Here is an 18020-nt window from a genome sequence, read left to right on the forward strand (position 1 = left end):
TAAGCATCGGCATGCTTTAGAGAACAAGAATTGTTCGCATTGTAGGGCGCGTGACGGGGTTCGGCAATCCGCCAGGACCGGTGATTCATCCGTTCTCTTTTGCTTATGAGAATATTTATCATTAATATTGCGCGCTGATGACCCTGGCGCCTCCCGTATGAAAAGCAAACCCTCACTTCCCGTTGCCTATCGCCTCGCCGTAACCTCGCGCGTGCTGGCTGCCGTGGTCGGCGGTTACCTGATGGCGTCCCTGGCGGCCGTCTGCCTGGCGTTGTGGATGCCCGTGTCCCGGGCCGACGCAGTGATCACCGGGATGATGAGTTCGTTTGTGTTCTACCTGTTGGCGGTAATCTGGTGTTTTGCCTGCCGCACGGCAGGGCGAGCCTGGTTTGGCGTGATGCTGCCGAGTGCGATGTTTGCCACGCTGGCGGGCATCGGTTTGTGGATGACGCGCACATGAAAGAGGGCTTTCGCCAGGCGATGGCCTGGTTGCACACCTGGGCTGGACTGATCTTTGGCTGGCTGCTGTTTGCGATTTTCCTGACAGGGACCTTGTCCTATTTCAAGGACGAAATTACCCACTGGATGCAGCCCGAAGTGCAGGCTTATCCGTTGGATGACGCGCGTAGCCTCGCCGCCGCCCAAACCTATCTGCAGCAACAGGCGCCCAACGCAGCGCGCTGGTTTATCACCCTGCCGGACAGCCGCGATCCCGGCCTGTCGGTGATGTGGCAAGACAAAATCGACCCCGGCAAACGCGGCAACTTCATCCAGAAAGTCCTCGATCCCGTCACCCGCCAGCCCGTGCAGGCGCGTGAAAGCATGGGCGGCGAGTTCTTCTATCGCTTCCACTTTCAGCTGCAGATGCCTTACCCGTGGGGGCGCTGGCTGTCGACCATCGCCGCGATGGTGATGTTTGTGGCGCTGATCACCGGCATCATCACCCACAAGAAAATCTTCAAGGACTTCTTCACCTTCCGCCCACGCAAAGGCCAGCGCTCCTGGCTCGACGGGCATAACGCGGTGGGCGTGCTGGTGCTGCCGTTTCACTTGATGATCACCTACAGCAGTCTGGTGATCTTCATGAGCATGGTGATGCCCGCGCCGATCGTGGCTTCCTACGGCGACGACAGCCGTGCGTTTTTCAATGACGTGTTCCCCAATACCAATAACGCGCCGGCGCTCGGCCAGCCGGGTGCATTGCTGCCGTTAGGGCCGATGTACGAGCAAGCGCGCCAGCAATGGGCGGGTGGGCATGTTGGCCGTCTGGTGGTCAACAACCCTGGCGATGTGAACGCCTCGGTCAATGTGGTCCGCGCAGGTGCCGACCGCGTGGTGCACGATTTCGGCAGCAGTGTGTCGTTCAACGGCACCACCGGCGAGTTGTTGCGGGTCAGCGGTGAACAGTCGTTGCCAGCGGCGATTGGCGGCAGTTTCTACGGCTTGCACATGGGCCATTTCGCCGGCCCGGTGCTGCGGTGGTTGTACTTTATCTGCGGCCTGGCGGGCACGGCGATGATCGGCACGGGCCTTGTGATTTGGCTCGGCAAGCGCCAGCTCAAGCACGCCAAAACCGCTGTGATGCCGTTTGAATTGCGGCTGGTTGAAGTGCTGAACATGGCCAGTATGGCCGGGCTGATGATCGCCATCGCGGCGTTTTTCTGGGCCAACCGGTTGTTGCCGGTGAGCTTCGCCGAGCGGTCCGACTGGGAAGTGCAGGCCTTTTTTATTGCCTGGGGCCTGAGCCTGTTGCATGCCGTGCTGCGTCGAGGCCGCCAGGGCTGGGTTGAGCAACTGAGCCTCGGCGCCTTGCTGTTTGTGGCCATTCCACTGCTCAACGCATTGACCACCTCGCAGCACTTGGGCGTGTCACTGGCCAGCGGTGATTGGGCCATGGCCGGTTTTGACCTGACGTGCCTGGCCAGCGGCCTGTTCCTGACCTGGGCGGCCTGGAAGATGCAGCGCCGCGCGGCGCCGCAGCCCAAGGCCGAACGCGCACGCGCATTGAAGCTCAAGCAGGAGGCGAACTGAATGCTGCTCGCCCTGTTGATGTGCTACGCCGGGTTTACCGCGCTGTGCCTGTCCACCGACCGCCATCACGGTGAACTGCTGCACAGCAAACCCTCACCACCGCGACGCCTCACATTCCGTGTGGCCGGTTGGCTGCTGCTGGTGCTGTCGATATGGCCGGCCGTGGCGGCCTCGAATTGGGCGCAGGGGTTGGTGGAGTGGTGCGCCGTATTGATGCTCAGCGCACTGCTGCTGGTGTTGCTGTTGCCGTATCGGCCAAGGCTGGCCTTGATTCTGGCGGGCGTCGGCCTGCTGGCCAGTCCTGTTGCGGCGTTTGCCTTACTCTGAGCTTCCCATGATGATCAGCACCCCACCCGAATCCCAGGACAGCCAGCACACCGATGCGGCCGGTGGGCGTGCGCATTTCCTGCAGGTGTTTTTGTCGCAGCGCTCGCAGATGGAAGCGCTGGTCAGCCGACGCGTAGGCTGCCGGGCGACGGCGGCCGACCTGGTGCAGGACCTGTTCCTGCGCTTCTGGCGCCGGCCGCTGGTGCAGGTCGAAGAACTCAGCACCTACTTGTTGCGCTGCGCCGGCAACATCGCCATTGATCACTTGCGCAGCGAAGGCGCCCGGGTGCGCAGCAGTGAGGGCTGGTTGCCGGAGCAGCAAGACAACCAGGGTTCCGAGCCCCAGGCGGCGTTTGAAGCGGGCAATGACCTGCGCCATGTCGAAGCCGCCCTGCGCAGCCTGCCGGAGCGCACTCGGCAGATTTTCCTGCTCAACCGCATCCACGGCCGCAAATATGCGCAAATTGCCCAGGCCATGGGGCTGTCCCAAAGTGCCGTGGAAAAACATATGATGCGTGCCCTCGAAGCCTGCAAAGCCAGCCTTCGCGAACCCTCGTCCCCACGCACGCCAGGGAAAGCACCGTGAACGTCACCCCCACGCCCGCCCAGGAGCAGGCCGCACTCGAATGGTTGAGCTTGTTGCATGACCAGCCCAGCAGCGGTGACCAGGCCACGTTCAGCCGTTGGTTGCGTGCCGACCCCGCGCACGTCGAGGCCTATGCTCAGGCCCAGGTGTTGTGGGAATTGAGTGAGGTGCCGGCACGCAAACTGGCGGACGAAGACGCCTTGGCCTTGCAGGGCTACCTCAACGCGATGAGTACCTCGAAGCGCTCGCGTGCGGTGCGTTGGTCCGGCGCCCTGGCCGTGGCCGCGTGCCTGCTGGTGATGGTGTCGATGGGCGCCGGCTGGCAGCCATCGCGCTGGGTCGATGACTTCGGTGCTGATTACGTGACGGCGCCGGGGCAAGTGCAGACCGTGACCCTGGCCGATCAATCCCAAGTCACGCTGGATGCCGACAGCGCCATTGCCGTGGACTTCAGCCACGGCGAGCGCCACATTCAGTTGCGCCGCGGGGCGGGTTTTTTCAGCGTGACCCACACCGGCCAGCCCTTTGTGGTGGCGGCTGGCAGTGGCGAAGCGCGAGTGCTCGGTACGCAGTTTGAAGTGCGCCTGCAACCGGCCGGCGCTCAGGTGACGGTGCTGTCCGGCCGCGTGGGTGTCACGCCGTCACGCCAGGGCCAACAGCAAATTCTTACGGCAGGCCAGCAAGTGGCCTACGCCGACGGTGTGGCCGACACCCTGCACGCGGTCGACAGCGAATCACGTCTGGCATGGCGCGATGGCTGGCTCAACTACTACAAGGTGCCGTTGGCGGATGTAGTCAGGGACCTTGGCCGTTACTACCCGGGCCGGATCCTGCTGATAAACGACGAGATGGGCGCCAAGCGTGTCAGTGGCAGTTTCCCAAGCAAGGATCCCTTGGCAGTTTTGAGTGCCTTGCAGGCCGTTCTAGGTTTTGAACAACACGCTGTGCTGGGTCGCATGATTGTATTGCGCTAGACACGAATGCTTCGATCGCCACCCTCCGCGTGGCGATTTTTTCAAAAAAATCCCCTTGTCGGTTTTTTACATGGCGCTATAGGCCAGGTATCCCGGTGCCTGTAGAGCGTTCATTTAACCTTCATCCCAATTGCCAAAACCTGTCACCAAACCGTTACATGGGCCAAGGATGATCCCCGGATTCCTGAGCAGGTGGTCAGGAAGATTGGCGTCGCCGTTCACCCGGTTTTGACAGCCAGTACCTCCCTCCATAACAACAGATAGATGCACGTAAGGGATCTACTCGTGAAGATCAACACACTCTCTGCCCTGCTTTTAGCATCGGGCCTAGGTAGCTTTGCGCCGCTGGTTGTGGCAGACACCACCCAGGATGTCGGTTCGGTAAATGTTGCCGGCAAACAAACCCTGGGCAACGGGCACATGATTCGCGAAGAAAGTGCCAAGGCGCGTTCGACGGTGACCAAGGAAGCCATGGACGAAATGTCCGCGACCGCCAACGCCATCGACAAGCTTAAATACACGCCGGGCATCAACGTATCCAGCGACGACGCCAGCGGCACCAGCGGCACCAACTTCACCATGCGGGGCATGAGTTCGGACCAGGTCGGGGTGTCTGTCGACGGCGTGCCGATCAACGACTCGGGCAACTACAGCGTGTATTCAAACCAGCTCGGCGACCCGGAAAACCTCGCCGAAGTGTTTGCCACCCAGGGCTCCTCCGAGGCGGACGGCCCGCACATCGGCTCCAGTGGCGGCAACATCGGCATGATCACGATTCGCCCGACCAAAGAGTCCGGGCTGTTCGCCAAACAGATCGTCGGTGCCAATGACCTGCGCAAGACGTTCGTGCGGGTGAACACGGGCGATTTTGGCGGCCTCAAGAGCTGGGTGTCGGCCTCTCACCTTGAGGGTGACAAGTGGCGCGGCAAAGGCACGCTGCGCAGTGACAAAGTCGAATGGAGCAGCCTGTTCGAAGACGGCAATGGCAACTCGACCCTGGCGACAGTGAAATACAACAACCAGGAAAACTACAACTACAACACCTTGAGCAAGTCGCAGTTCGAGACCGACGGGCGCCGCAAGGACTACTCGGAAACGCCGGTGTACAAGTCGGGTTTGCTGTCGTCGTCCTACAAGCTCAATCGCAACCCCTTCGAAAGCGTCAACGCCACGCTCACCCAGCGCTGGCAGTTGCAGGACAACCTGGCGCTGACGGTCACGCCCTATTACTACTGGGCCAACGGTGGCAGCTTCAGCGGCCAGACCGCATCGAACCTGGGGCCGAAGTCTGATAAAGCCGGCAACTACAACCTGAGCAACCTGCAATCGGCCAACTATTACCGGCCATCGTGGACCGAAACCTGGCGCCCTGGCGTCACCGCGAAAATGAAATGGGACATCAACGAAGAACACAGCCTGGACTATGGCTACTGGTATGAACGCGCGCGCCAGCGCCAGACCCAGCCGTTTATCGGCATCAACGGCGAAGGCGCGCCCGATGATGTGTGGGGCGATTACAACAGCGGCGGGCAGGTCGTCGACAAGAACGGCGCGACTGTCCAGGGCCGCCACTACTACACCGTCACCCCGTCGCAGAAACTCTGGGTGCAGGACAGCTGGCAGGCCACGCCGGACCTGAGTTTTGTCGGCGGCGTGGCGTACCAATACGTCGAGCGTGACGGCAACAACCTCGGCAGCCTGTACGACAAACCAGAAAAACGTAACACCCGTTATCACCAGTTCCTGCCGAGTTTCAGCGCCAAGTACCAGGTCGACGAAAGCAACCAGACCTTCTACAACGTCACCCGCAACATGCGCACGCCGCCCAACTATGTGCTGTACAACAAGGGCGACTCGGTCAGCCTGAAGTCTGAGTTGAGCTGGAACCAGGAGCTGGGCTGGCGCTACACCGAAGACGACATGGCGTTGAGCGCGACCCTGTTCTACATCAGCTTCAAGGATCGCCAGGTGTCGACCACCGATTCTGCCGGCGACTATATGGTGCTCAACGTCGGCAGCGTGGATAACAAGGGCCTGGAACTGGAGTGGAGCGGTTTGTTGCCGCATCACTTCAACTACTACGCCTCGTACACCTACACAAAGTCCGAGCAGCAAGACGATTTGCTCAGCAAGAATGTGCTGTTGCCGACGGCGGGCAAGCAATTGGCCAACGTGCCGGAAAACATGTTCAACCTGGTGTTCGGGTATGACGACGCGCGCTTCTACGGCAACATCGCGGGCAAGTACGTCGGCAGCTTCTATGGCGATTTGACCAACAAGGAAAAAATCGAAGGCCGCACGGTGTTCGACCTGAACGCTGGTATTTACTTGCCGGTGGACAAGAAAGTCATCAAGTCGGCAGCGTTGCGCTTCTCGATGCTTAACGTGTTCGACAAGCAATACCTGAGCTCGGCGCGCACCGTGGCGTTCAACTCGGCACCGGTGAATGGTCTGGCGCCGAGTACGGCGTATTACAACGTGGGGGAAGAGCGCACGGCGATGGTGTCGTTGGAAGCCAACTTCTAACTAAGGCTGGCGCAGAGCAAAATGTGGGAGCGGGCTTGCTCGCGAAGGCGGTGGATCAGTCAATACCTGTAGCAACTGACACTGCGCTTTCGCGAGCAAGCCCGCTCCCACATTAGTTCTGCAGTGTTTTGCAGATTAGCTATTTCAACGCGGCCATGATCGCATCCGGGTTGAACTCGCGAATCAGCGTGCCGTTCACGTCCACAAACGGAATCCCGCCGCCGCCCAATGCCTCATAGGCTTTGCGCGCCTTGGCATCCTTCTCAATGTCCAGCGCCTGGTACGGAATGCCTTTCTGGTCCAGAAAACGTCGGATCTGCTTGCAGTAGCCACACCACTCGGTGGAATAGAGCACCACGCGCGCCGATGTGCGTACTTGCTCCGAAACCACCTGCGAGGGGTTGAACAGCCGCTCGATCTTGCCCCAGTTCTGGATCACCACCACGACCAGCAACACCAACAGGACTTTCTTGAAGACCCCGCCGAGCATCAGTTGCGACGCTTGAGCTGGTCAGTCAGTTGGGTCGGCAGGCCTTTAATGATCAAAGTGCCGGCGGCTTCGTCGTATTCGATCTTGTCGCCCAACAGGTGCGCTTCAAAACTGATGGACAAGCCTTCGGCGCGACCGGTGAAGCGGCGGAACTGGTTGAGGGTGCGTTTGTCGGCCGGGATTTCCGGCGACAGGCCGTAATCCTTGTTGCGGATATGGTCGTAGAACGCTTTTGGCCGGTCTTCATCGATCAACCCCGACAACTCTTCCAGGCCCATGGGCTCGCCGAGTTTGGCCTGGCTGCTGGCGTAGTCCACCAGGGTTTTGGTCTTTTCGCGGGCAGATTCGTCGGGCAGGTCTTCGCTCTCGACAAAGTCGCTGAACGCCTTGAGCAGGGTACGGGTTTCGCCCGGGCCGTCGACGCCTTCCTGGCAGCCGATAAAGTCGCGGAAGTATTCCGAGACCTTCTTGCCGTTCTTGCCTTTGATAAACGAGATGTACTGCTTGGATTGCTTGTTGTTCTGCCACTCGGACACGTTGATCCGCGCCGCCAGGTGCAGTTGGCCCAGGTCCAAGTGACGCGAGGGGGTCACGTCCAGCTCATCGGTCACTGCCACGCCTTCGCTGTGGTGCAGCAGGGCGATCGCCAGGTAGTCGGTCATGCCTTGCTGGTAGTGGGCAAACAACACGTGGCCGCCGGTGGACAGGTTGGACTCCTCCATCAGCTTTTGCAGGTGCTCGACCGCCGTGCGGCTGAAGCGGGTGAAATCCTGACTGCCGTCGAAATATTCCTTCAACCAGCCGCTGAACGGGTGCGCGCCGGACTCGGCATGGAAGAAACCCCAGGCCTTGCCTTGTTTGGCGTTGTAGCTCTCGTTGAGGTCGGCAAGCATGTTCTCGATGGCGGCCGACTCGGCAAGCTCCGAATCGCGGGCATGTAGAACTGCGGGTGTGCCGTCGGGTTTTTTGTCGATCAGGTGGACGATGCAGTGACGGATCGGCATAGGCTTCTCGGCTGGTTGAAGGGTAGCGGTAAGCCTCCCCAAAAAGTCGCCAGTGTACCGCACCCATTGGCCATGACGCGCTTGGAAGGCTGTTTTGGGCGACCTCCCACGGGCTATATGCCTTTTTTTCACGGTTTAGAGCGATAAAGCTGACCAAATGGGTATGTTGAGGCGGATATTTCCCCGTCTCTGTGCTAGTTTTGCCCCGTCTTACGCCAAGACTCGGCGTTAAGCGTGCATTCAGCATCTGTCAGGTCGAACCAATCCCCGTTTCAAGCATCTATAACCCCGATCCCGTGGTTATGGCCGGGGGTGCCAGGCCTTGACGGTCAGGCTCGACGGCTGACACTGCACTCTGCAATCCATATGAATTTGATAGGGAAGGAACACCACAATGGCTATTACTAAAGACCAACTGATCGCTGACCTGGCTGAAGCAGTAGACGCACCGAAAACTACCGTGCGCGCTCTGCTGGACCAACTGAGCCAAGTTGTTGCTGATCAGCTGGAAAACGGCGGCGAAATCACTCTGCCAGGCGTTGGCAAACTGAAAGTGACTGAGCGTCCAGCCCGTACTGGCCGTAACCCTTCGACTGGCGCTGCCATCGAAATCGCTGCCAAGAAAGTTATCAAGCTGGTTGTGGCCAAAGGCCTGACCGACGCTGTTAACAAGTAAGACGCAGCAAAAAAAACCGTGCTCCGGAGCAATCCGGGCACGGTTTTTTGTTGCCTGCGATTTGACTGCAGTGGCGGCTCAACCGTGGCGAGGGAGCAAACGCCCTCGCCACCGTTTCAGTCGCGCACCCAGCGCTGACGCCAGATCTGCTGCTCGTTCTTGGTCTGGAAGGTCCAGGCCACGAAGCGGCTTTGCTTCTGACCCTGGGACATTTCCACCACTTGGCTTTCGAGTACGCCGGCTTTTTTGAGGGCTGTCTGGATCGCGGGCAAGTTCGACGCTTTTGACACCAGGGTGCTGAACCACAGCACCTTGTGGGCAAAGTGCGCACTCTCGGCGATAAGCTGCGTGACGAAGCGCGCTTCACCGCCCTCACACCACAGCTCCGCCGACTGGCCACCGAAGTTCAGGACCGGCAACTTGCGCTTGGGATCGGCCTTGCCCAGGGCGCGCCACTTACGCTCGCTGCCCTTGGTGGCTTCTTCCATGGACGCGTGGAACGGCGGGTTGCACATGGTCAGGTCAAAGCGTTCGCCCGGCTCCAGCAGGCCCAGCAGGATCTGCTTGGGGTTGGGTTGCTGACGCAGTTGGATAACTTTGCTCAGGTCGTTGGACTGTACGATGGCCTTGGCGGCGGACACCGCGATAGGGTCGACCTCCGAGCCGAGGAAGTTCCAGCGGTACTCCATATAGCCAATCAGCGGGTAGACGCAGTTGGCGCCCATGCCGATGTCCAGCACCTTGACGATTGAACCGCGCGGGATCTTGCCTTCGTTGACGCTGGCCAGCAGGTCGGCAAGAAAATGCACGTAATCGGCACGCCCCGGCACCGGCGGGCACAGGTAGTCCGCCGGAATGTCCCAATGCTGGATGCCATAGAACGCCTTCAACAGCGCCCGGTTGAACACCCGCACTGCGTCCGGGCTGGCAAAGTCGATGCTCTCTTTACCGTACGGGTTGATGATCACAAATTGCGCCAGTTCCGGCGTGGTCTTGATCAGCGCCGGGAAGTCGTAACGGCCTGTGTGGCGGTTGCGCGGGTGCAGGGTTGCCTCTTTGCGCGGTGCCACGGGCTTGGCCGGGGCGGCGGATTTAGGCTTCTTGCGCGGAGGTTTAGGTGTGCTGGGGGCGGTCATGTTGATTCTGGTGTTGGCTCAAAGTGGTGGGCATTGTCACACATCCTGAGACCCTCTCGGGCAAATGTGGGAGGTGGCTTGCCCCCGATTGCGGTGTGAGAGGCAAAAATATGCAGACTGATACACCGCCATCGGGGGCAAGCCCCCTCCCAAGTTGACTGGATTGCCAGCAAGGATTGGAAAATTCCAGGCAAAAAAAAGAGGCCCGAAGGCCTCTTTCTTACACGGGGTTCACCTTACAGGCTGGAAATCCGTGCATGTTGCTCCGCCAGCTTGCCCAAGGCCTGTTCAGCCTCGGCCAGCTTGGCGCGTTCTTTGTCGATCACTTCAGCCGGCGCCTTGTCGACGAATGCCGCGTTGGACAGCTTGCCGCCCACTCGCTGCACTTCGCCTTGCAGGCGGGCAATTTCCTTGTCGAGACGGGCCAGTTCCGCGCCCTTGTCGATCAGGCCAGCCATCGGCACCAGCACTTCCATGTCGCCGACCAACGCCGTCGCGGACAGCGGTGCTTCGGCGCCGTCAGCCAACACGGTGATCGACTCCAGTTTTGCCAGCTTCTTGAGCAGCGCGTCGTTCTCGGTGAGGCGACGCTGATCTTCGGCGCTGGCATTCTTCACGAATACCGCCAATGGCTTGCCCGGCCCGATGTTCATTTCGGCGCGGATGTTGCGCGTGCCGAGCATCAAGGTCTTGAGCCATTCGATATCGCTTTCGGCTGCCTCATCAATGCGCGCTTCGTTGGCCACCGGCCAAGGCTGCAGCATGATGGTCTTGCCTTCGATACCGGCCAGCGGCGCGAGGCGCTGCCAGATTTCTTCGGTGATGAACGGCATGAACGGGTGCGCCAGGCGCAGGGCCACCTCCAGCACGCGCACCAGAGTGCGACGGGTGCCACGCTGACGTTCAACCGGCGCGTTTTCGTCCCACAGCACAGGCTTGGACAGTTCCAGGTACCAGTCGCAATACTGGTTCCAGATGAACTCGTACAAGGCTTGTGCGGCCAGGTCGAAACGGAACTGGTCGAGTTGGCGGGTCACTTCGGCTTCAGTGCGCTGCAGCTGCGAGATGATCCAGCGATCAGCCAGGCTCAGCTCATAGGCTTCGCCGTTCTGGCCGCAGTCTTCGCCTTTATCCAGCACGTAGCGCGCGGCGTTCCAGATCTTGTTGCAGAAGTTGCGATAGCCTTCGACGCGGCCCATGTCGAACTTGATGTCGCGACCGGTGGACGCCAGTGAGCAGAAGGTGAAGCGCAGGGCGTCAGTGCCATAGCTGGCAATGCCGTCGGCGAACTCGTCGCGGGTTTGCTTCTCGATCTTCTTCGCCAGTTTCGGCTGCATCAGGCCCGAGGTGCGTTTCTGCACCAGGGTTTCCAGGTCGATGCCGTCGATGATATCCAGCGGGTCCAGGACGTTGCCCTTGGACTTGGACATTTTCTGGCCCTGGCCATCACGCACCAGGCCGTGCACGTACACGGTCTTGAACGGCACTTGCGGCGTGCCGTCTTCGTTCTTCACCAAATGCATGGTGAGCATGATCATCCGGGCAACCCAGAAGAAAATGATGTCGAAGCCGGTGACCAGCACGTCGGTGGAGTGGAATTTTTTCAGGAACTCAGTCTGTTGCGGCCAGCCGAGCGTGGAGAATGTCCACAGGCCCGAGCTGAACCAGGTGTCCAGTACGTCGTTGTCCTGTTGCAGCGTCACGTCCGGGCCGAGGTTGTGCTTGGCGCGTACTTCGGCTTCATCGCGGCCAACGTAGACTTTGCCCGACTCGTCGTACCAGGCCGGAATCCGGTGGCCCCACCACAGCTGACGGCTGATGCACCAATCCTGGATGTCACGCATCCACGAGAAGTACATGTTTTCGTACTGCTTGGGCACGAACTGGATACGGCCGTCTTCCACGGCGGCAATCGCAGGTTCAGCCAAAGGCTTGGTGGACACGTACCACTGGTCGGTCAGCCACGGCTCGATGACGGTGCCGGAGCGGTCGCCTTTCGGCACTTTCAGTGCGTGGTCGTCAACGCTCACCAGCAAACCGGCAACGTCGAACGCCGCCACGATCTGCTTGCGCGCTTCAAAACGGTCGAGGCCGGCGTATTCGGCCGGGATCTTGCCGTCGATGCTCTCGTTCAGCGTACCGTCGAGGTTGAACACCTGGCACGCCGGCAGCACGGCGGCGTTCTTGTCGAAGATGTTCAGCAGCGGCAGATTGTGGCGCTTGCCGACTTCGTAGTCGTTGAAATCGTGAGCCGGGGTGATTTTCACGCAGCCGGTGCCGAATTCAGGGTCGCAGTAGTCGTCAGCGATGATCGGAATACGACGGCCAACCAGCGGCAGCTCAACGAACTTGCCGATCAGCGCCTGGTAGCGTTCATCGTTCGGGTTAACGGCCACGGCAGCATCGCCGAGCATGGTTTCCGGACGCGTCGTGGCGACGATCAGGTAGTCGTTGCCCTCAGCGGTCTTGGCGCCGTCGGCCAGCGGGTACTTGAGGTTCCACAGGAAGCCTTTCTCGTCGTGGTTTTCCACTTCGAGGTCGGAAATCGCCGTGTGCAGCTTGGTATCCCAGTTGACCAGACGCTTGCCGCGGTAGATCAGGCCGTCTTCGTGCAGGCGCACGAAGGCTTCTTTCACGGCTTCCGACAGGCCGTCGTCCATGGTGAAGCGCTCACGGCTCCAGTCTACGGACGAGCCCAGGCGACGGATCTGACGGCTGATGTTGCCGCCGGACTGGTCTTTCCATTCCCAGATTTTCTCGAGGAATTTCTCGCGACCCAGGTCATGACGGTTCTGGCCGGTGGCTTCGAGTTGGCGTTCCACCAGCATCTGGGTGGCGATACCGGCGTGGTCGGTGCCCGGTTGCCACAGGGTATTGCGGCCCTGCATGCGGCGGAAACGGATCAACGCATCCATGATCGCATTGTTGAAGCCATGGCCCATGTGCAGGCTGCCAGTGACGTTCGGTGGCGGAATCATGATGGTGTAGGCATCACCCGCGCCTTGCGGAGCGAAATAATTCTCGGACTCCCAGGTCTCGTACCAGGAAGTTTCAATAGCGTGCGGCTGGTAGGTCTTATCCATGCGCGGCGGGACCCTAGTTGGCATTAATTCAGGAAAGCCGGCAAGTATAACGGGGGATAGGGCGCAGGGCGAGGCGAAGACAGGCTAGAGACGTACGCAGTGCAAATGTGGGAGGGGGCTTGCCCCCGATAGCAGTAGGTCAGTGACTGATAAGCTGGCTGACCCAGCGCTATCGGGGGCAAGCCCCCGCCCACAGTAGATCCAGGTGTGGCTCAGGACTGATATTGGCTGAGCAACCGCTCCATGCGCGCATCCATTCGCCGTTTGATTTCGGCTTCGATATGCGGAGCAAAGTCGTCGATCACATCCTGCATGATCAACTGCGCAGCGGCGCGCAACTCGTTGTCCAGATGCAGCAGCAGGGCGTCGGGCGCTTTTTCTGCGGCGGGCTTGGCTTCTGCCACGGGAGCGGCAGCGACAGGCTCGGGTGCAACAGGCTTGCCACTGACCATGTCGAACAGCAGCGGAATCTGTACCTCGGCGTCGACCGTTTCGGTCAGCAGCGGCGGTTGCAAGCCATCATCACCGAGCAACTGACGGATCGACTCGAGGTCGTCCAGCAGGTGGTCGTCTTTTTTTATAGGGTTTGGCGTGTCCATCATGTACTCAAAGTCGTTGTAGCCGGTGATCCTGCAGAGAATAGCCCTGTTCGCGGTAGAAACGGAAACTCTCCCGCGCGGCCTGACGAATAGCCGGATCTTCCACCACCACTTCTGCCACACGGGCAAATGCCTTGGCGAAGGCGGGTACTTTCAGGTCCAGGTTGACCAACAGGTCGTTGTGATCGCCGCAGCTGTCACCCAGGCCCAGCACAACCAGGCCTTCGGGTTCGGACTCGACAGGGCCGTGCGGCACGAAGCTTTCGCCCTTGAAGCGCCATAAGCGCGCGTCGAGGTCGTCACGTTGGGCAGCATCGCTGCAATGCAGGTAGATGCGGTGGCCCATGCGCCAGGCTTTTTCGGTGAGCTTGCAGGCAAAGTCCAGGCGCGCGGAAGGATCGGCGCTGGGCAATATATAGAAGTCGACTTGGGTCATTGCGGTTCCTGAGACCAGGGCGGCGTGAGGGCCGCCCCGGAATCTTCAGTTTCAGGCTTTGGCGCGATCCAGCAGGTACTGGGTCAGCAGTGGCACCGGACGGCCAGTGGCGCCCTTGTCCTTGCCGCCGCTGGTCCAGGCCGTGCCGGCGATGTCCAGGTGAGCCCAGTTGAGGTTCTTGGCAAAGCGCGACAGGAAGCAGGCTGCGGTGATGGTGCCGGCTTTCGGGCCGCCGATATTGGCGATGTCGGCGAACGGGCTGTCCAGCTGCTCTTGATATTCATCGAACAGCGGCAGTTGCCAGGCGCGGTCGTCGGCAGCCTTGCCGGCGCTGAGCAGTTGCTCGATCAACTCGTCGTTGTTGCCCAGCAGGCCCGACGTGTGGGCGCCCAGGGCAACCACACAGGCACCGGTCAGGGTGGCGATGTCGATCACGGCCTGTGGCTTGAAGCGTTCGGCGTAGGTCAGCGCATCGCACAGCACCAGACGGCCTTCGGCGTCGGTGTTGAGGATTTCGACGGTCTGGCCGCTCAGGGTAGTGACGATATCGCCCGGACGGGTGGCGCCGCCGCTCGGCATGTTCTCGGCACACGCCAGGATGCACACCAGGTTGATCGGCAGCTTGAGTTCCAGCACGGCACGCAGGGTGCCGAACACGCTGGCGGCGCCGCCCATGTCGTACTTCATCTCATCCATGCCTGCGCCCGGCTTGAGGCTGATGCCGCCGGTGTCGAAGGTGATGCCTTTGCCGACCAGCGCGTAAGGCTTCTCGGACTTCTTGCCGCCGTTGTATTGCATCACGATCAGGCGTGGCGGCTGGTCGCTGCCCTGGCCCACGGCATAGAAGGAGCCCATGCCCAGGTCCTTGATTTTTTTCTCGTCCAGCACCTCAACCTTCAGGCCCTTGAATTCTTTGCCCAGCGCCTTGGCCTGTTCGCCCAGGTAAGTCGGGTGGCAGATGTTCGGCGGCAGGTTGCCCAGGTCGCGGGTGAACGACATGCCGGCGGCGATGGCCTGGGCGTGGGTTACGGCGCGCTCGACTTCAGCCTGGGCGGCCTTGATGGTCAGCAGGGTGATTTTTTTCAGGACGCGCGGTTCGGCTTTCTGGCTCTTGAACTGGTCGAAGACGTAAGTGCCATCCACCAGGCTTTCGGCCAGCAGGCGGGTCTTGCCGTAGCTGTCACGGCCTTTTACGACGATTTCATCCAGGGCCAGTGCTGCATCGCTGCCGCCCAGGCCCTTGAGGGTGTTGAGAATGCCGCTGATGATCTTGCGGAACGGACGGTCGCCCAGTTCGGCGTCCTTGCCCACGCCCACCAGCAATACGCGGTCGGCTTTAAGGTTGGGCAGGCTCTGCAGCAACAGGCTTTGGCCGACTTTGCCGGCCAGGTCGCCGCGCTTGAGCACGGCGCTGATGGCGCCACCGCTGAGTTCATCCAGTTGCTTGGCGGCGACGCCGAGCTTGCGGCCTTCGCCGACAGCGACCACGAGGGTGGCGGTTTTCAACGTTTCGGGGCTAACGCTTTTTACAACCAATTCCATTTTCGGGTCCCTTATAAAGGTCTGTGAGCCTGAGTCTGTACCCAGGCTTTAAAGCGTGGCAGCTCTGTAAACCGCCAGCGACAAAGGCCGCAGTTTGAACCTCGCCGGCGGAGCCTGACAACCCTTGCCGCGTGCTTTGTGCACGCGTATGAGCAAGCACCGTGACAGGCGCGGTCAATCACAGGATAATGCGCCATCTTTTTAGCCGGCCCGTGCAAACGGGTCGACTCGGTATGCTTGCTTGTTTGGCCGCCTTAGCCTGACAACCCTGGAGTGTCTGGTTTGATCGTCTTCCGTTATCTGTCCCGCGAAGTCCTGTTGACCCTGAGTGCCGTGAGTGCGGTATTGCTGGTCATCACCATGAGTGGTCGTTTCGTCAAATTCCTGGCTCAGGCCGCTTCGGGCGCTCTGGATCCGGGCTCGCTGTTCCTGATCATGGGCTTTCGCCTGCCAGGCTTTTTGCAACTGATCCTGCCACTTGGCCTGTTTCTCGGGATTTTGCTGGCCTATGGCCGGCTGTACCTCGAAAGTGAAATGACCGTGCTGTCGGCCACCGGCATGAGCCAGCAGCGTCTGCTGGCCATGACCATGGTGCCGGCCACCGGCGTTGCCCTGGTGGTGGCATGGCTGAGCATGAGCCTGGCGCCTCAGGGCGCCATGCAGTTCCAGCTGCTGCTGAACAAGCAGGATGCGATGACTGAGTTCGACACCCTTGAGCCTGGGCGCTTTCAAGCGCTGAACGATGGCACGCGGGTGACTTACACCGAGACCATGACGGATGACCGTGCCAACCTGGGCGGCGTGTTTATTTCGCAGAAAAATCTCGGGCAGAACCAGAAAGACCGTGGCATCTCGATTCTGGTGGCCAACAGTGGTCGCCAGGAAGTGCGTCCTGATGGCAGCCGTTACCTGATCCTGGAAAATGGCTACCGTTACGACGGCAGCCCTGGCCTCGCCGATTATCGGGCGATCAAGTACGACACTTATGGCGTAATGCTGGCCAAGCCGGACATCAGCGAAGAGGTCACTGACCGCGATGCGCTGCCGACATCGTCGCTGTTCAACAATAAGGAACTGCGCTCCGTCGCCGAGCTGCAATGGCGGCTTTCGCTGCCGCTGCTGGTATTTATCGTGACGTTGATGGCCGTGCCGCTGTCGCGCGTCAACCCGCGTCAGGGTCGCTTCCTCAAGCTGTTGCCGGCAATTCTGTTGTACATGGCCTACCTGACCCTGCTGATTTCCGCCCGTGGTTCCATGGAGAAAGGCAAGTTGTCGCCGGTCCTCGGCCTGTGGGGCGTGCACGGGATCTTCCTGTTGATCGGCCTGGGGCTGCTCTACTGGGAACCTATCCGTTTGAAAATGAAGAGCCGTCGTGGCCTGAAGGAGTTGGCTCGTGGCTAAGCTCGATCGCTACATTGGTAGCAGCGTACTGATCGCCATTCTGGCGGTATTGGGCATTATTCTCGGCCTGGCCTCGTTGTTCGCCTTTATTGACGAAGTGGGCAACGTCACCGACACCTACACCGTCATGGATGTGTTGAGTTACGTGGCGCTGACCGCACCGCGCCGGCTCTACGACATGATGCCGATGGCCGCGCTGATCGGTTGCCTGATCGGGCTGGGCAGCCTGGCCAGCAGCAGCGAACTGACCATCATGCGCGCCGCCGGTGTATCCATCGGGCGCATTGTCTGGGCGGTAATGAAACCCATGCTCCTGCTGATGGCGTGCAGCGTGCTGATTGGCGAGTACGTGGCGCCTCCGGCCGAGGCCACTGCTCAGGCCAATCGCGCCCTGGCCCAGGGCTCGGGGGATGCGCAAAGCGCCAAGCACGGCCTGTGGCACCGTCAGGGTGATGAGTTCATCCACATCAACGCCGTGCAGCCGGGCGGTTTGTTGGTGGGTGTGACGCGTTATACGTTCGACAAGGAACGGCACATGCTGACCTCCAGTTTCGCCAGGCGCGCGCAATACGATGCCGAGAAATGGACGCTGAGTGACGTCACCACTACGTACTTCCGCAATGTTGGCCAGGGCACCAAGGCCAGCACCGAAGTGATCAATGTGCCGAGCGAGCAATGGGATATCGCCCTGAAGCCGGAACTGCTCAACACGGTGGTGATGATCCCGGAGAGCCTGCCGATTACCGGTTTGTGGAGCTATATCCACTACCTCAAGGATCAGGGCCTGAATAATGGCCGCTACTGGCTGGCGTTCTGGGTCAAGGTGCTGCAGCCGGTGGTCACCGCCGCGCTGGTATTGATGGCGATCTCGTTCATCTTCGGCCCGTTGCGTTCCGTGACCCTCGGTCAGCGGGTGTTCACCGGCGTACTGGTGGGCTTTACCTTCCGTATCGCCCAGGACTTGCTCGGTCCGTCGAGCCTGGTGTTCGGTTTCTCGCCGCTGTTTGCGGTGCTGGTGCCGACAGCTATCTGCGCCCTGGCCGGGTTCTGGCTGTTGCGCCGCGCGGGTTGATACTGCGCTTATGAACAAAAAATGCCCCGTTCGAGAGATCGGGGCATTTTTGTTCTGGTCAGCAAAGATGACGTCTGGCCTGAGCATCAGGTACAATTCCCGGCTATTTTTCAGCGGGCAATCTGCCTGCAGCCTTT

At 60.4% G+C, this 18020-nt stretch carries 16 protein-coding genes; 9 read left to right on the top strand and 7 right to left on the bottom strand.

The features are described from left to right. The first annotated feature begins 157 nt into the window (after positions 1 to 157). The 6 genes from ABWL43_RS05320 (at position 158) to ABWL43_RS05345 (ending at position 6444) form a co-directional block, all read left to right on the top strand. Positions 158 to 460, top strand: a complete 303-nt coding sequence (locus ABWL43_RS05320; RefSeq protein WP_145161357.1) for a DUF3649 domain-containing protein — start codon at positions 158 to 160, stop codon at positions 458 to 460. Then, positions 457 to 2031 (top strand): PepSY-associated TM helix domain-containing protein, encoded by a 1575-nt coding sequence (locus ABWL43_RS05325; RefSeq protein ID WP_404487027.1) that lies wholly within the window; start codon positions 457 to 459, stop codon positions 2029 to 2031. Before ABWL43_RS05320 ends, ABWL43_RS05325 begins: the two co-directional genes overlap by 4 nt. After that, positions 2032 to 2358: a DUF3325 domain-containing protein gene (locus ABWL43_RS05330; protein WP_404487029.1), complete on the top strand. Its 327-nt coding sequence runs from the start codon at positions 2032 to 2034 to the stop codon at positions 2356 to 2358. 7 nt (positions 2359 to 2365) lie between these two features. Continuing rightward, the gene (locus ABWL43_RS05335; RefSeq protein WP_145161363.1) at positions 2366 to 2944 is read left to right on the top strand and encodes an RNA polymerase sigma factor; all 579 of its coding nucleotides are present in this window, start codon (positions 2366 to 2368) and stop codon (positions 2942 to 2944) included. Continuing rightward, the gene (locus ABWL43_RS05340; RefSeq protein ID WP_404487031.1) at positions 2941 to 3918 is read left to right on the top strand and encodes a FecR family protein; all 978 of its coding nucleotides are present in this window, start codon (positions 2941 to 2943) and stop codon (positions 3916 to 3918) included. The genes ABWL43_RS05335 and ABWL43_RS05340 overlap by 4 nt, the downstream gene beginning before the upstream one ends. Before the next feature lie 285 nt (positions 3919 to 4203). Continuing rightward, the gene (locus tag ABWL43_RS05345; RefSeq protein WP_404487033.1) at positions 4204 to 6444 is read left to right on the top strand and encodes a TonB-dependent receptor; all 2241 of its coding nucleotides are present in this window, start codon (positions 4204 to 4206) and stop codon (positions 6442 to 6444) included. Positions 6445 to 6583: 139 nt separating this feature from the next. Here the strand turns inward: ABWL43_RS05345 and ABWL43_RS05350 are convergent, their stop codons facing one another. Together ABWL43_RS05350 and yejK are read right to left on the bottom strand one after the other, a co-directional pair. Further along, positions 6584 to 6934: a glutaredoxin family protein gene (locus ABWL43_RS05350; RefSeq protein ID WP_404487035.1), complete on the bottom strand. Its 351-nt coding sequence runs from the start codon at positions 6932 to 6934 to the stop codon at positions 6584 to 6586. After that, positions 6934 to 7938, bottom strand: a complete 1005-nt coding sequence (yejK, locus tag ABWL43_RS05355) for a nucleoid-associated protein YejK (RefSeq protein ID WP_106579474.1) — start codon at positions 7936 to 7938, stop codon at positions 6934 to 6936. Before yejK ends, ABWL43_RS05350 begins: the two co-directional genes overlap by 1 nt. Before the next feature lie 394 nt (positions 7939 to 8332). Between yejK and ABWL43_RS05360 the strand changes: the two genes are divergently transcribed. Continuing rightward, entirely contained in the window at positions 8333 to 8614 is a 282-nt protein-coding gene (locus tag ABWL43_RS05360; RefSeq protein ID WP_003188840.1) for an HU family DNA-binding protein, read from the top strand. A gap of 116 nt (positions 8615 to 8730) precedes the next feature. Here ABWL43_RS05360 and rlmF read toward each other — a convergent pair whose 3' ends face one another. The 5 genes from rlmF to ABWL43_RS05385 form a co-directional block, all read right to left on the bottom strand. Beyond that, complete coding sequence (gene rlmF / locus ABWL43_RS05365; protein ID WP_404487038.1) at positions 8731 to 9750, bottom strand: 23S rRNA (adenine(1618)-N(6))-methyltransferase RlmF; 1020 nt, start codon at positions 9748 to 9750, stop codon at positions 8731 to 8733. A gap of 236 nt (positions 9751 to 9986) precedes the next feature. Then, entirely contained in the window at positions 9987 to 12833 is a 2847-nt protein-coding gene (locus tag ABWL43_RS05370) for a valine--tRNA ligase (protein ID WP_404487040.1), read from the bottom strand. Between the two features lie 212 nt (positions 12834 to 13045). Further along, positions 13046 to 13432 carry a DNA polymerase III subunit chi gene (locus ABWL43_RS05375; protein WP_145161375.1) on the bottom strand — a complete coding sequence of 129 codons (387 nt, stop codon included), beginning with the start codon at positions 13430 to 13432 and terminating at the stop codon, positions 13046 to 13048. Between the two features lie 7 nt (positions 13433 to 13439). Then, positions 13440 to 13868 (bottom strand): DNA polymerase III subunit chi, encoded by a 429-nt coding sequence (locus ABWL43_RS05380; RefSeq protein ID WP_404487042.1) that lies wholly within the window; start codon positions 13866 to 13868, stop codon positions 13440 to 13442. A gap of 51 nt (positions 13869 to 13919) precedes the next feature. Continuing rightward, positions 13920 to 15410 carry a leucyl aminopeptidase gene (locus ABWL43_RS05385; protein WP_404487044.1) on the bottom strand — a complete coding sequence of 497 codons (1491 nt, stop codon included), beginning with the start codon at positions 15408 to 15410 and terminating at the stop codon, positions 13920 to 13922. A gap of 282 nt (positions 15411 to 15692) precedes the next feature. On the opposite strand from ABWL43_RS05385, the gene lptF reads away from it, so the two are divergent. Further along, positions 15693 to 16811 (top strand): LPS export ABC transporter permease LptF, encoded by a 1119-nt coding sequence (gene lptF / locus ABWL43_RS05390; RefSeq protein ID WP_145161384.1) that lies wholly within the window; start codon positions 15693 to 15695, stop codon positions 16809 to 16811. Then, complete coding sequence (gene lptG, locus ABWL43_RS05395) at positions 16804 to 17883, top strand: LPS export ABC transporter permease LptG (RefSeq protein ID WP_106579467.1); 1080 nt, start codon at positions 16804 to 16806, stop codon at positions 17881 to 17883. Before lptF ends, lptG begins: the two co-directional genes overlap by 8 nt. Positions 17884 to 18020: the final 137 nt, after the last annotated feature.

The organism is Pseudomonas sp. HT11 (assembly GCF_044875395.1).
Lineage (GTDB): Bacteria > Pseudomonadota > Gammaproteobacteria > Pseudomonadales > Pseudomonadaceae > Aquipseudomonas.

Coding starts and splice junctions, on each gene's coding strand:
- ABWL43_RS05320 (WP_145161357.1), top strand. CDS start 158: ATGAAAAGCAAACCCTCACTTCCCGTTGCCTATCGCCTCGCCGTAACC.
- ABWL43_RS05325 (WP_404487027.1), top strand. CDS start 457: ATGAAAGAGGGCTTTCGCCAGGCGATGGCCTGGTTGCACACCTGGGCT.
- ABWL43_RS05330 (WP_404487029.1), top strand. CDS start 2,032: ATGCTGCTCGCCCTGTTGATGTGCTACGCCGGGTTTACCGCGCTGTGC.
- ABWL43_RS05335 (WP_145161363.1), top strand. CDS start 2,366: ATGATGATCAGCACCCCACCCGAATCCCAGGACAGCCAGCACACCGAT.
- ABWL43_RS05350 (WP_404487035.1), bottom strand. CDS start 6,934: ATGCTCGGCGGGGTCTTCAAGAAAGTCCTGTTGGTGTTGCTGGTCGTG.
- yejK (WP_106579474.1), bottom strand. CDS start 7,938: ATGCCGATCCGTCACTGCATCGTCCACCTGATCGACAAAAAACCCGAC.
- ABWL43_RS05360 (WP_003188840.1), top strand. CDS start 8,333: ATGGCTATTACTAAAGACCAACTGATCGCTGACCTGGCTGAAGCAGTA.
- rlmF (WP_404487038.1), bottom strand. CDS start 9,750: ATGACCGCCCCCAGCACACCTAAACCTCCGCGCAAGAAGCCTAAATCC.
- ABWL43_RS05370 (WP_404487040.1), bottom strand. CDS start 12,833: ATGGATAAGACCTACCAGCCGCACGCTATTGAAACTTCCTGGTACGAG.
- ABWL43_RS05375 (WP_145161375.1), bottom strand. CDS start 13,432: ATGGACACGCCAAACCCTATAAAAAAAGACGACCACCTGCTGGACGAC.
- ABWL43_RS05380 (WP_404487042.1), bottom strand. CDS start 13,868: ATGACCCAAGTCGACTTCTATATATTGCCCAGCGCCGATCCTTCCGCG.
- ABWL43_RS05385 (WP_404487044.1), bottom strand. CDS start 15,410: ATGGAATTGGTTGTAAAAAGCGTTAGCCCCGAAACGTTGAAAACCGCC.